Annotated in this window: 11 protein-coding genes and 2 rRNA genes; 12 read left to right on the plus strand and 1 reads right to left on the minus strand. The window is 69.2% G+C overall.

Annotated features, from left to right (window positions below):
- Together AB0I81_RS37205 and rrf are read left to right on the plus strand one after the other, a co-directional pair.
- A 23S ribosomal RNA gene (locus tag AB0I81_RS37205) occupies positions 1-88 on the plus strand; the annotation flags it as partial.
- A 136-nt stretch (positions 89-224) separates the two neighbouring features.
- Positions 225-341: ribosomal RNA gene (gene rrf, locus AB0I81_RS37210) — 5S ribosomal RNA — on the plus strand.
- A 375-nt stretch (positions 342-716) separates the two neighbouring features.
- Here the strand turns inward: rrf and AB0I81_RS37215 are convergent.
- Entirely contained in the window at positions 717-1535 is an 819-nt protein-coding gene (locus AB0I81_RS37215; RefSeq protein ID WP_360666876.1) for a carbohydrate-binding protein, read from the minus strand.
- A 187-nt stretch (positions 1536-1722) separates the two neighbouring features.
- Here AB0I81_RS37215 and AB0I81_RS37220 point away from each other — a divergent pair, with 187 nt between their 5' ends.
- The 10 genes from AB0I81_RS37220 to AB0I81_RS37265 all read left to right on the plus strand — a co-directional run bounded on the left by AB0I81_RS37220 (position 1723) and on the right by AB0I81_RS37265 (position 11951).
- Positions 1723-3015 (plus strand): folylpolyglutamate synthase/dihydrofolate synthase family protein, encoded by a 1293-nt coding sequence (locus tag AB0I81_RS37220; protein WP_360667571.1) that lies wholly within the window; start codon positions 1723-1725, stop codon positions 3013-3015.
- Positions 3012-3353 carry a DUF4233 domain-containing protein gene (locus AB0I81_RS37225; RefSeq protein WP_360666879.1) on the plus strand — a complete coding sequence of 114 codons (342 nt, stop codon included), beginning with the start codon at positions 3012-3014 and terminating at the stop codon, positions 3351-3353. The genes AB0I81_RS37220 and AB0I81_RS37225 overlap by 4 nt, the downstream gene beginning before the upstream one ends.
- A gap of 68 nt (positions 3354-3421) precedes the next feature.
- Entirely contained in the window at positions 3422-5005 is a 1584-nt protein-coding gene (locus tag AB0I81_RS37230; protein WP_360666882.1) for a hypothetical protein, read from the plus strand.
- 296 nt (positions 5006-5301) lie between these two features.
- Positions 5302-5712 (plus strand): nucleoside-diphosphate kinase, encoded by a 411-nt coding sequence (ndk, locus tag AB0I81_RS37235; protein ID WP_360666885.1) that lies wholly within the window; start codon positions 5302-5304, stop codon positions 5710-5712.
- Between the two features lie 318 nt (positions 5713-6030).
- Positions 6031-7062 (plus strand): rod shape-determining protein, encoded by a 1032-nt coding sequence (locus AB0I81_RS37240; protein ID WP_360666888.1) that lies wholly within the window; start codon positions 6031-6033, stop codon positions 7060-7062.
- The gene (gene mreC / locus AB0I81_RS37245) at positions 7062-7940 is read left to right on the plus strand and encodes a rod shape-determining protein MreC (RefSeq protein WP_360666890.1); all 879 of its coding nucleotides are present in this window, start codon (positions 7062-7064) and stop codon (positions 7938-7940) included. The genes AB0I81_RS37240 and mreC overlap by 1 nt, the downstream gene beginning before the upstream one ends.
- Entirely contained in the window at positions 7937-8401 is a 465-nt protein-coding gene (gene mreD / locus AB0I81_RS37250) for a rod shape-determining protein MreD (RefSeq protein ID WP_360666893.1), read from the plus strand. Before mreC ends, mreD begins: the two co-directional genes overlap by 4 nt.
- Positions 8398-10446 carry a penicillin-binding protein 2 gene (gene mrdA / locus AB0I81_RS37255; protein ID WP_360666896.1) on the plus strand — a complete coding sequence of 683 codons (2049 nt, stop codon included), beginning with the start codon at positions 8398-8400 and terminating at the stop codon, positions 10444-10446. Before mreD ends, mrdA begins: the two co-directional genes overlap by 4 nt.
- Before the next feature lie 154 nt (positions 10447-10600).
- On the plus strand, positions 10601-11767 hold the full coding sequence (gene rodA / locus AB0I81_RS37260) for a rod shape-determining protein RodA (RefSeq protein ID WP_360666899.1): 1167 nt from the start codon (positions 10601-10603) through the stop codon (positions 11765-11767).
- Between the two features lie 4 nt (positions 11768-11771).
- Positions 11772-11951 carry a hypothetical protein gene (locus tag AB0I81_RS37265; RefSeq protein ID WP_360666902.1) on the plus strand — a complete coding sequence of 60 codons (180 nt, stop codon included), beginning with the start codon at positions 11772-11774 and terminating at the stop codon, positions 11949-11951.
- Positions 11952-11968: the final 17 nt, after the last annotated feature.

Below are 11968 nucleotides of genomic sequence, written 5' to 3' on the forward strand. Positions count from 1 at the left end.
CCGGTAGACGACCGGGTTGATAGGCCGGAGGTGGAAGCACGGTAACGTGTGGAGCTGACCGGTACTAATAGGCCGAGGACTTGACCACAAAGCATTGTGCTTGGTGTGTGCTGCGCTCTGTTACTCTTCGCCGGGTCCGGAGCTGCGCCACATCAAGGTACTTCTTGCTCGCGTCCACTACGCAATTCTGAGACAACAAGCATTGCTTGTATGTTTCCCAGAGTTACGGCGGTTATGGCGGGAAGGAAACACCCGGTTACATTCCGAACCCGGAAGTTAAGCTTCTCTGCGCCGATGGTACTGCACTCGGGAGGGTGTGGGAGAGTAGGTCACCGCCGGACAATCTTTATAGAAAGGGCCCCGACGCCAACGCGTCGGGGCCCTTTTCTCGTTGTGCGGGCTTTCCGGTGCCTGCCGGCCTCGACTGCGGGTCCGGCCGGATGGTCGGCTGGCAGGGCTGTGGGTAGGTTGCATTTCCAGCCGACTGTCAGGGCCTTGGAGCATGCCGGGAACCGGGCTTGTTCACGGAGGTAGTGGCAGTTGCTCGGGGCTGAGGCTTTCCTACTCATAAAAGCAGGGCTTCGGTGCTGGACACGCGCTGCTGGGCGACAGGGCTTCGATGCTGGGGGCGCCTCGGGGCGCCTTCTTTCTGCGCGAACGAGGGCCGCCCCCAGCAGCCGGGGCGGCCCTCTCTTGCGTTCGGGGACCGGATGCGGTCAGGCGCGTCGCCACAGGGCCGGCACGCCGGGTGGTTCCCAGCCTGCCTGTGACAGGTGTCCCTGCAGACACCGATAGGCCGCGCCGCCGTATGTCACCTGGTCACCCGCCTGGTAGGTCACCCCAACCCGCCAGGTGCCGCCGCCCGGAGGCGGACTTGTCGGTGGGTCCGTGGGCCGGTCGCCCGGGACGTTGAGCACGAAGTCGAACGTGGCCTCCCTGGCCGATCCCACGGTGCGGACGGTCATGAGGAGGCGGGGGTCGAAAATGGCGTCGGTGTTGTTGCGTGGTTCGCCGGGGAAGTAGAGCTGCGTCGTCAGGACCGGCCTGCCGGGAGCCTGGGCCTTGACGTGGATGTGCCTCGTGCGGCCCGGGTAGAGGCCGGGGACGATGGTGGTGAGTTTGAAGGCGCCCTGCGCGTTGGTGTACTGGTGGCCACGGAAGTTGTAGGTGATGTTGTCGTAGGCGCCGTTCCTGTCGGCCTGCCAGAAGTCCAGCAGCACGTTGGCCAGCGGCTGGCAGGCCAGGCCGAAGACGTACCCGCTGACCGTCAGGGCGGTGCCCGTGCCGGGCAGTACCGCGCGCTGGGGTGAGTTCGGCTTGAAGTACGGGCCTTCCGTCTGCGGGGGCGTGGGGTCGTCGCCGTCGTCGCAGTAAGGGGTGGGGGTGAGCGGGCCGCCACTCGCGGCCGTGTGCCGCGCGAGGGCCGGGACCTGGCCGATCAGCAACGGTACGGGTGTCGCTATGAGTGCCGCTTTGAACAGCGTCTTCCTGCTGATGCCGGCTGGCTTTTCGTCGCGAGTGTTCTCGCCTTTCACGATGGCCTCCTCTTGAGCGGCCCGCTGGGGGGTAGGGCGGGCTGTTTTCCAAGGTGGCACCGGGGCTGTCGCGGTGAGTACCCTCTATTTTTCTATATGGTCCGCAATATGTTCGCCCCACGTACGGACCGCTGCCGGCGGTCAGTAGGGTTGAAGGGTGGATTATCGTGCGGTTGAACGCGCGATCATGGATCGTGGCGTCGAGTGGGATTTCGAGCCGACGCTCGATCGGATCGCGGCCCTTCTTGACCTGCTCGGCTCGCCGCAGCGGGCGTACCCGGTCATACACATCGCCGGCACCAACGGCAAGACCAGTACGGCGCGGTTGACCGAGGCGTTGTTGCGGGAGCGCAACCTGCGGGTGGGGCGGTTCACCAGCCCTCATCTGGTGTCGATGCGCGAGCGCATCACCGTGGACGGGGAGCCCCTGAGCGAGGAGCGGTTCGCCGAGGTCTACGAGGAGGTCATCCCCTACGTCGACCTGACCGACACCCAGGGCCGGCGCATCCAGTTCTTCGAGCTGCTGACGGCGATGGCGTTCGCCGCGTTCGCCGACACCCCGGTCGACGTCGCGGTCGTCGAGGCCGGCATGGGCGGTTCGTGGGACGCGACGAACGTGGCGGACGGCACCGTGTCGGTCATCACGCCCATCTCGCTCGACCACACCGACCGGCTCGGGCCCGACATCCCCAGCATCGCCGCCGAGAAGGCGGGCATCATCAAGCCCGGCGCGACCGCGATCTTCGCGCAGCAGGAGCTGGCCGCCGCCGAGGTGCTGATGCGGCGCGCGGCCGAGTCCGACGTGGTCGTGGCGCGTGAGGGGCTGGAGTTCGGCGTGCTGAGCCGCGAGGTGGCGATCGGCGGGCAACTCCTCACGGTGCGCGGCCTCAAGGGCGTCTACGAGGAGGTCTACCTGCCTCTGTACGGCGCTCACCAGGCGAGCAACGCCGCCTGCGCGCTGGCCGCCGTGGAGGCGCTGACCGGGGGCGAGGAGCCACTCGACGTCGAGCTCGTACGCCAGGCGTTCGCGCAGGCATCCTCACCCGGCCGCATGGAGGTGGTGCGGCGCACCCCGACGGTGGTGATCGACGCCGCGCACAACCCGGGCGGCATGCGGGCGACCCTGGAAGGACTGCACGAGGCGTTCGACTTCGCCAAGGTGATCGGCGTGGTCGGGGTCATGCGGGACAAGGACGTCGTGGCGCTGCTGGAGCTGCTGGAGCCGATCCTTGAGGAGATCGTCGTGACGCAGAACTCCTCGCCCAGGTGCATGCCCGCCGGTGAGCTGGCGGCCCTGGCCGAGCCGCTCTTCGGTGAGGAGCGCGTGCACGTCGTCGAGCGGCTCGACGACGCCATCGACCGGGCGATCGGGATGGCCGATGCCGAGGGCGAGTTCAGCGGCACGGGCGTGCTGATCACCGGGTCCGTGGTCACGGCCGGGGACGCGCGGCTGCTGCTGAAGGCGGAAGATCCGCGATGAGGTTCGAGGTCACTCCGGGAATGCGCAGGCTCGGCTCCACCGTGCTCGGCATGGAGGCCATCGTGGCCGGGCTGGTTACGCCGGTGGCGATCGGCGTCGGCGGGGTCGATCCGCCGCTGGCCGTGACGGCGGGCATCGGCCTGGCGGTGTTGTGCGTCATCGTCGCGGGCCTGCTCAAGCGGCCCTTCGGGTACATCGCGGGCAGCATCGTGCAGGTGCTGGCGATCTGTACGGGCTTCCTCGTGCCGACCATGTTCTTCCTGGGCGCGATCTTCGCGGCGTTGTGGATTACTGCGATTATGGTCGCTCGCCGTATCGAGGGCGCTACTACCCGCTAAAGTCGGCCAACATGGCCGTCCCCCCGATCCAGCGGCCGCCACATCAGGCGCGCCTCAGACATTCATGGTTGCTCGACACGTTGCTCGGGCTGCTCGTCGTGGCCGCGCTGCCCCTGGCGGTCGTCGCGATCCCCAACACGCTCTCCGTCGTCTCCGGGCTGCTGCCCGAGGACCTCGACCAGGCCGGGCTCATGCGCACGCACGGGCTCGCCCTGCCCGCGCTGATGCTGGCGGTCCCGCTCGCGGCCGCGCTCTCCCGGCGGATCCCGGCCGCTCACCTGCTGGTCGGCGGGCTGGCGCTGGTGGCGCTGTCCGACGCGGCGGGCGGATATACGGCCTCCGAGCTGGTCGTCGGCGTGGTGCGCGTGTTGCGTGGCGTTGGCTCCGGATTCGTCCTGGTCCTCACGCTGGCGGCCGTCTGGGACCGTACGCCGGTTCTGCGTGCCCTGTGGGTGGGCATGTTCAGCCTCAGCCTGCTCGCGGCGCAGGCGCTGGCGCTGTGGCCGCTCGACGAGGTGAGCAGCTGGCGGGTCACGCTGCAGCCGTACCCGCTGATCTCGGGTGTGGCGCTCGGTCTGGCCGCGGTGCACCTGGTCGCGTGGATGCTGCTGGGGCGGCCCGCCGCACCCGTCCCCGACCTGCGGGAGCGCGGGCGGCTGCTGCTGGCCGCCGTGCCCGCCGCCGCCATCGCGGTCGCGGCGATCAGCACGGCGACCGAGGGCTGGCGGGCCGGGCCGGTGATCCTGCTGGCGGTGGTGGCGGTACTGGGGCTACTCATATTGGCCTCCATCGGGGCCGGGCGGAGCCGTACGCTCGCGTACTCGATGGTGGCGGTCGGTGTGGTGCTGCTGCCGAGCGCCGCGCAGGTCACGCTGGTGGAGATGGGCGGGCTCGGCGGGCCCGGGCTGCGGGGGCTGTGGGTGCCTTACGGGGTCGCCGGGCTCCTGGCGATCGCTGCCTCGGTGGTGGTGCGGCTGTTCGCGCGGGCGGCCGGGCGGTGGCTGGCGCCCCTGGGGTTGCTGGCCATGGTGGTCGGGCTCTGCTCGGTGCGGCTGGTGGTGCCGTCGGCCGACGGGATGGTGCTGGCGGTGCCGTTCAGCCTGCTGGCGATGGGCGCGGCGGTGGCGCTGACGGCGGCGCTGCAGGAGGTGGGGATCGGCGCGGCGGCGTTCGGGCTCTCACTGGGCTGTACGGGCGTGCTGACGGGCTTCCTGCTCGGCACGGGGGTGCAGATGGCGATGCTGGACGGGGTGCGGTCGGCTCAGGAGCTCGTGGACAGCTTCGTGGGGGCGCTGCACTGGTGGGCGTTGATCGGCGGGTTCCTCGTGGTGACGGTCATCGTGCTGGCGTCGGTGATGGCGCGGCGTTCCGGTGCGGGGCGCTCGGAGAGTGAGCCCGTACCGCCGCACGTTCCCTGTGCGGGCATGCCTGTTCACGCGGACGTGCTGCTCGTGCCGGCGTCCGGCACGGAGGCCGATGAGGAGCCGGAGACCGGGGTCGTTCCGCGGATCGTGCTCCCCGTTTCCGCCAAGGGCGCATTCGACCAGGCCGAGGGCGCTTGTGAGGGGGAGGACGGTGAGCGGGGGGCCGATGGTCCTGCGCGGGTGGTGCCGCTTCAGGGGCACTCACCGGAGGATGGCGCCGCCTCGTAGGCTCCGCTCGCGGGCCACGTTGGCTCCGCGACATGGCGGTCGACCTGGGCACCGCCAATCGCGGATGTTCTCGTGAGGACTCCTCGCGGAGGCTGCCGCGGACCCCGTTGCGGCGGGCGCTTTGTGAGGCTTTGTAGGGCTTTGTGGAGTCCCACGAGTGCTTCGTTCGACGGAAACGAGGGCGCGGGTGGGGGCGGTAAGCTGAGGGCCCTGCCATGGCGACGCGTGATGCGCGTCCCAGCGGCCAGGCTGGCGCCTGACGCCGCGACCCCATTCTGTTCGAAGGAGAACATCAAGTGTCCGAGCGCACTCTTGTCCTGATCAAGCCCGACGGGGTTAAGCGCGGCCTCATCGGTGACGTGATCGCCCGTGTGGAGCGCAAGGGCCTCAAGGTCGTGGCGATGGACCTGCGCACTCTCGACGCCGACACCGCCAAGACGCACTACGCCGAGCACTCCGAGCGCCCGTTCTTCGGTGAGCTCGTCGAGTTCATCACCTCGGGGCCGCTGGTCGCGATGGTGCTTGAGGGGCCGCGTGCCGTCGAGGCCTTCCGCGCGCTGGCCGGCCTCACCGACCCGGTCAAGTCCGCCCCCGGCACGATCCGCGGCGACCACGCCCTGGAGATCTCCGAGAACGTCGTGCACGGCTCCGACTCGCCCGAGTCCGCCGCCAGGGAGATCAAGATCTTCTTCCCGGACCGGTTCTAGCCGATCCCGTTCCTCCGTGTGCCCGCGCAGCCTCCAGGCCGCGCGGGCACACGTGTTTTCGTCCCGCTGGATCGTTGGGCGAGTGGGCGAGATTTTGTCGGAGCCTTACCGTAGGGTTCCTCGCAGTTGGTTGTTGGAGCGTTCCAGCGGCCGGTCGGATGTTGTGGTGCAATCCGGGCAAAATTGCGGTTGTTGTAGGGGCTGGAGATTTTTGACGGGCGCGATGGCTCATTGAGCCCATCGGTGGGTACGTCACGTTACGATTCGAATTCGATCCGTAGTCATTCGCGCACGACATTACGGAGGGCTCCGTTCCCCATGGGCAGCAAGCTCGCGTTCCTTGGCCGCGACATGGCGGTCGACCTGGGCACCGCCAACACGCTCGTTTACGTGCGTGGCCGGGGCATCGTGCTCAACGAGCCGTCAGTCGTAGCGATCAACACGGCGATCGGCAAGATCGTGGCGGTCGGCATAGAGGCCAAACGAATGATCGGCCGCACACCTGGCAACATCATCGCGATCCGTCCGCTCAAGGACGGTGTGATCGCGGACTTCGACGTCACCGAGCGGATGTTGCGATATTTCATCCAGCGCGTCCACAGACGCAGACACTTCGCCAAGCCGCGCATCATCATCGCGGTGCCGAGCGGCATCACCAGCGTCGAGCAGCGGGCGGTGAAAGAGGCCGGCTACCAGGCGGGGGCCAGGAAGGTCTACATCGTCGAGGAGCCCATGGCCGCCGCCATCGGCGCCGGGCTGCCGGTGCACGAGCCGACGGGCAACATGGTGGTCGACATCGGCGGCGGCACCACCGAGGTGGCGATCATCTCGATGGGCGGAGTGGTCACGAGCCAGTCGATCAGGATCGGCGGAGACGAGCTCGACCAGGCGGTGATCACCTTCGCCAAGAAGGAATACTCGCTGATGCTGGGCGAGCGCACCGCCGAGGAGATCAAGATAGCCATCGGCTCGGCCTGCCCCGACGGCGAGGAGTCGCACGCGGAGGTCCGCGGGCGCGACCTGGTCAGCGGGCTGCCCAAGACCATCATCGTGTCCAGCGAGGAGATCAGGAAGGCCACCGAGGAGCCGGTCAACGCGATCGTCGACGCGGTCAAGACCACGCTCGACAAGTGCCCGCCCGAGCTGGCCGGCGACATCATGGATCGCGGCATCGCGCTCACCGGCGGCGGCGCCCTGCTCAAAGGGCTCGACGAACGGGTCAAGGCCGAGACGGGCATGCCCGTGCACCTGGTCGACAACGCCCTCGACTCGGTGGCCATCGGTTCCGGCAAGTGCGCCGAGGAGTTCGAGGCCCTCCAGCAGGTCCTGGTGCCGGAGTCGCGGCACTGATGAGAGACTCGCGCCGTGCCCGGCTGATCCTGGGAGTGCTGCTGGCGGTGGCCCTGGTCATCCTGACCGTTGACCACCGCACCGGCGACAGCTCACCCTTGCGCCCGCTGCGAGCGGCCGGATCCTACGTGTTCGGCACGGCGGAGCAGCTGAGCGGCGGGGTGGTGCGTCCCGTGGGCGCGTTCGTGCACGCGATCCTGACCGCGCCGGGCGCCATGGACCGCATCGAGGCGCTCAAGGAGGAGAACGCCAAGCTGCGGTCGGGCCTGCTGACGGGCAAACTCAACGCGGAACGTTCCAAAGAGCTCGCCGGGCTGATCGGCTTGGCCGGGTCCGGCGGATACAAGGTGGTCCCCGGCAACGTGGTCGCCAGGCGCGGCCAGCCCGGCTTCGAGGACGCCGTACAGATCGACGTCGGCACCAGTGACGGAGTGCGGCCGGAGATGACCGTGCTCAACAGCGACGGGCTGGTGGGGCGGGTGCTGCGCGCCTCCTCAACTACTTCGACGGTGGTGCTGATCAGCGACCCCGCCTCGGCCGCGGGGGCGCGGCTGGAGGCCGGCAAGGAGATCGGCGTCGTGCACGGGGTGGGGGAGAACGGGCGGCTCGTGCAGTTCCGGCTGCTCGACTCCACCGCGCCGCTGAGCAGGGGCGGGCGGATCGTGAGCTTCGGCTCGCAGCACGCCACGCCGTACGTGCCGGGGGTGCCGATCGGGGTCATCGAGCGGGTGGAGTCCACGCCGGGGGAGCTGACGCGCATCGCCTACGCCAGGCCGTACGCGGATCTGACGGCGCTCGACGTGATCGGCGTGGTGGTGGGGGCGCCCAAGCGGGATCCACGTGACGCGGTGCTGCCTCCCAAGGAGGGTTCGCGGTGATCGGGGGTGTTTCCGTGGTCCTGGCGCTGCTGGCGCAGGTGATGCTCGTCAACCGGGTGCCGCTGCCCGCCGGCGGCACGCCCGACCTGGTGCTGCTCGCCGTCATCGGAGCCTCGCTGGCCCGGGGGCCCGCGGCCGGGGCCGTGCTCGGGTTCTTCGCCGGGCTGCTGGTCGACGTCATACCGCCGTCGGCGCACCTGGTGGGCCAGTACGCGTTCGTGCTGGCGCTGGTCGGCTACGTCGCGGGACGGGGCGCGGGCGGGCCGGCCACGACCATCGTGTTGTGCGTGCTGATGGCTCCGCTGCTGGCGGCGGCCGTGGGCGGGCTGATCTCCGATCCGCGGGTGACGATGACCACGCTGACCGAGCGGGTGCCCGTCACCATCGTCTACACGCTGCTGATCTCCCCCGTCGTGATCTGGCTGACCACGCGCGGCAGACAGGCGAGGTTCGTGACATGATCAGGATGCGGGGCCGGCTGCTGGTGTTGCACGTGCTGGTGCTGACGCTGCTCGTCGTGCTGGCCGTGCGGCTGTGGCAGGTGCAGGTCGTACGCGGGCAGGAGTTCGTCACCCGGGCCACCGAGACCAGGACGCGGGCCGTGATCGTGCCGGCCGTGCGCGGGCAGATCCTCGACTCCTCGGGGCGGCCACTGGTGCGCAACAAGACCGCGCTGGTCGTCTCCGTGGACAGGACCCGGCTGTCCAGGATGAAGGACGGCGGCGTCAAGGTGCTGCGCAAGTTGTCGGAGGTGCTCGGAAAGCCGGTCGCGGACCTGCAGCAGCGCATCACGCCCTGCGGGCCCGGCGTGGGCAAGCCGTGCTGGACGGGGTCGCCGTACCAGCCGGTTCCGCTGGACGAGAAGGTGGACACCCGCGAGGCGCTGCAGATCCTGGAGCGGCAGGAGGAGTTCCCCGGGATCAGCGCGGAGATCCACGCCGTCAGGCAGTATCCGGGGGGCAGGGCCGGGGCGCAGATGCTCGGCTACCTGCAGCCGGTCACCGAGGCCGAACTGGAGAAGCGGGAAGGGCTGAAGGCCAGCTTCTCCGGGGTGGACCTGGCGGGGCGCGACGGTCTCGAATACGTCTACGACGACGCGCTGCGGGGCAAGGCCGGGCTGCGCAGGGTGCAGGTCGACCGGATGGGTAAGGCGCTGGGCCTGGAGGAGCAGATCACGCCCGTGGCCGGCGACCACCTGGTGACCAGCATCGACTCGCGCGTGCAGGCCGTGACGGAGAAGGCGCTCGGGAAGGCGATGAAGTCCGCGCCGGGGGCCGACGGCGGGGCCGCCGTGGTGCTAGACGCGCGTACGGGACGGGTGGTGGCGCTGGCCAGCGCGCCCGGCTACGACCCGGAGATCTGGGCGGGCGGGATCTCGGCGCGCGGCTACCAATGGCTGCTGTCGGACAAGTCCGGCAAGCCGCTCGTGTCGCGGGCGATCAACGGGCAGTTCGCGCCGGGGTCCACGTTCAAGGTCTCCTCGGTGTCGGCGATGTTGCGCGCGGGATACCCGCTGAACGGCTCGTACTCCTGCCCCGGCTCGTACGGGGTGGGCGGGCGGTCCTTCAACAACTTCCGCGGCATTGCGCTGGGCACGCTCAGCCTGCACACGGCGCTGGTCAAGTCCTGCGACACGATCTTCTACCGGGCCGCCTACGAGCAGTACCTCAAGGACGGCGGGCGGCATCCGAAGCGCAAGCCGAAAGAGGTGTTCGCCAACATGGCCAGGTCCTTCGGGTTCGGCAGCCCGACCGGCCTCGACCTGCCCGGCGAGTCCGCGGGCCGCATCCCCGACCGGGCCTGGAAGAAGGACCTGTGGAACCACACCAGCGCGGTCAACTGCGAGCGTTCGCGCAAGGGGTATCCGGAGGTGAAGGACCAGGCGCGCGCCACGTTCCTCAAGCGGCTGGCGCTGGAGAACTGCACCGAGGGGTTCCTGCTGCGGCCGGGTGACTCGGCCAACTTCTCCATCGGGCAGGGTGACGTGCTGGTCACGCCGATACAGCTGGCCAGGGCTTACATGGCGCTGGTGAGCGACGGCAAGCTGCGCAGCCCGCGCATCGGGTGGGCGCAGGTGCGGCCCGACGGCAAGGTGGTCAGGACGATCCCGGTGCCGGTGGTGGGCAAGCTGCCGCTCAGCGAGAAGGAGCGCCTCTACATCAAGAACGCGCTGAGCCAGGTGGCCGCCGACGGCACCGCGGCCGGGGCGTTCGCCGGGTTCCCGATGAACAAGGTGCGGGTGGGCGGCAAGACCGGGACGGCCGAAGTTTGGGGCAAGAAGGACACCTCGTGGTTCGCGTCGTTCGCGCCGACGAAGAATCCGCAGTACGTGGTGGTCGCGATGGTCTCCCAGGGCGGGATGGGCGCGCAGACGGCCGCGCCGGCCGTGCGGGAGATCTACGAGGGGATCTACGGCATCAAGCGCAAGTCGGCCGCGGTGCCCGGGGGACGGCTGACGACCCGGCTCCCGCTGTTCTCCCCTGACGGAATGGTGGCCGGAGGATGAGCAACGGTCACGGCTGCCAGGGGACGCATCGGTCTTTGGGCGCACGGCGGCTTGCGGATCTTACGGTGGCCAGGGGATGTGGGTGCGCGGGTGGGTTCGCGGGCGGGGGTTGTGGGACGGGCGGGCGTTCGGGTGTTGGGGCGGGTGGGGTGAGGTGAGCGCGCGGACGGTGGTGGTGCGGCGGCCCTCGTTCTTGCGGCGGATGGCTCGCGAGGACTCGACGGTGCGGCGGCTCGACGGGGTGATGCTGGTCGCCGTGGCCGGGCTGTGCGTGATCGGCACGCTGCTCGTGTGGTCCTCCACCAGGACCTGGGCGCCGGGCGCGACGGGGCTGGTGAAGAAGCACCTGCTCAACGAGTGCATCGGTGTGGTGCTGTGCGGACTGGTGGCCATGGTGGACCATCGGGCGATGCGGGCGTACGCGCCCTTGGTGTTCCTGCTGTCCGTGGTCGGGCTGGTGCTGGTGATCACGCCGCTGGGCGCGACGATCAACGGGTCGCACTCGTGGATCCTGCTCGGCGGTGGGTTCGCGGTGCAGCCGTCCGAGTTCGCCAAGGTAGGGCTGCTGCTGATCACCGCGATGTTGCTGGCCCAGCCTGCCGAGGGCAGTGATCGGCCGCGCGGGCTGGACGTGACGCTGGCACTGATCGCCGCGGTGGTCACGCTGGGGCTGGTGATGCTCCAACCGGACCTGGGCACGGCGCTGGTGCTGGCGGTGATCACGGCCGCCGGGCTGATCATCGCGGGGGTGCGCAAGCGGTGGATCGGGGTGCTGACGCTGGTCGCGGGGGCCGGGATCTTCGCGGTGTTCTACTTCCAGATGCTGGAGCCGTACCAGGTGGCGCGGTTCACGGCGTTCGTCGACCCGAGCGTGGATCCGCGTGGGGTGGGCTACAACAGCACGCAGTCGATGATCGCGATCGGCTCGGGGCAGCTCGTCGGGAAGGGGCTGCTCGGCGGCGGGCAGACGACCGGGCGGTTCGTGCCGGAGCAGCACACCGACTTCATCTTCACCGTGGCGGGGGAGGAGTTCGGGTTCCTCGGGTCGGTCACGGTGGTGCTGCTGCTCGGGGTGGTGCTGCTGCGCGGGCTGAAGATCGCCAGGCAGTGCGAGGACCGGTTCGGGACGCTGGTGGCGGGCATGATCGTGTGCTGGTTCGCGTTCCAGACGTTCATCAATGTGGGGATGACGATCGGCATCATGCCGATCACCGGGCTGCCGCTGCCCTTCGTGTCGTATGGCGGTACCGCCACGTTCGCGAATCTGATTGCGATTGGGCTTCTCCAGGCCATCAAGGTGCGGAGACAGTCGTTTAATTGAGGGTATGTTCCTGGCCTACTGCGATGAGTGCGAAGGGCGCTTTCTGCTGCCCGCGAATCATGTCGTCGCCGTTCACAACCTCCGGAGCGGCGTCATCGGCGTCGAGCTGACCTGCTACGAGGGCCACCACCTCCTGGTGCTGAGCGGAAATGACATTGACATCCCCGGACCTGCCACCGTCTGACCCCCGCTACGCTTGGC

The sequence above is a fragment of the Nonomuraea sp. NPDC050404 genome, assembly GCF_040655495.1.
Lineage (GTDB): Bacteria > Actinomycetota > Actinomycetes > Streptosporangiales > Streptosporangiaceae > Nonomuraea.

Excerpts from the sequence above, each read along its gene's own strand:
- AB0I81_RS37220 (WP_360667571.1), top strand. The coding sequence starts at position 1,723 with ATGGATCGTGGCGTCGAGTGGGATTTCGAGCCGACGCTCGATCGGATC.
- AB0I81_RS37225 (WP_360666879.1), top strand. The coding sequence starts at position 3,012 with ATGAGGTTCGAGGTCACTCCGGGAATGCGCAGGCTCGGCTCCACCGTG.
- AB0I81_RS37240 (WP_360666888.1), top strand. The coding sequence starts at position 6,031 with ATGGGCAGCAAGCTCGCGTTCCTTGGCCGCGACATGGCGGTCGACCTG.
- mreC (WP_360666890.1), top strand. The coding sequence starts at position 7,062 with ATGAGAGACTCGCGCCGTGCCCGGCTGATCCTGGGAGTGCTGCTGGCG.
- mrdA (WP_360666896.1), top strand. The coding sequence starts at position 8,398 with ATGATCAGGATGCGGGGCCGGCTGCTGGTGTTGCACGTGCTGGTGCTG.
- AB0I81_RS37265 (WP_360666902.1), top strand. The coding sequence starts at position 11,772 with ATGTTCCTGGCCTACTGCGATGAGTGCGAAGGGCGCTTTCTGCTGCCC.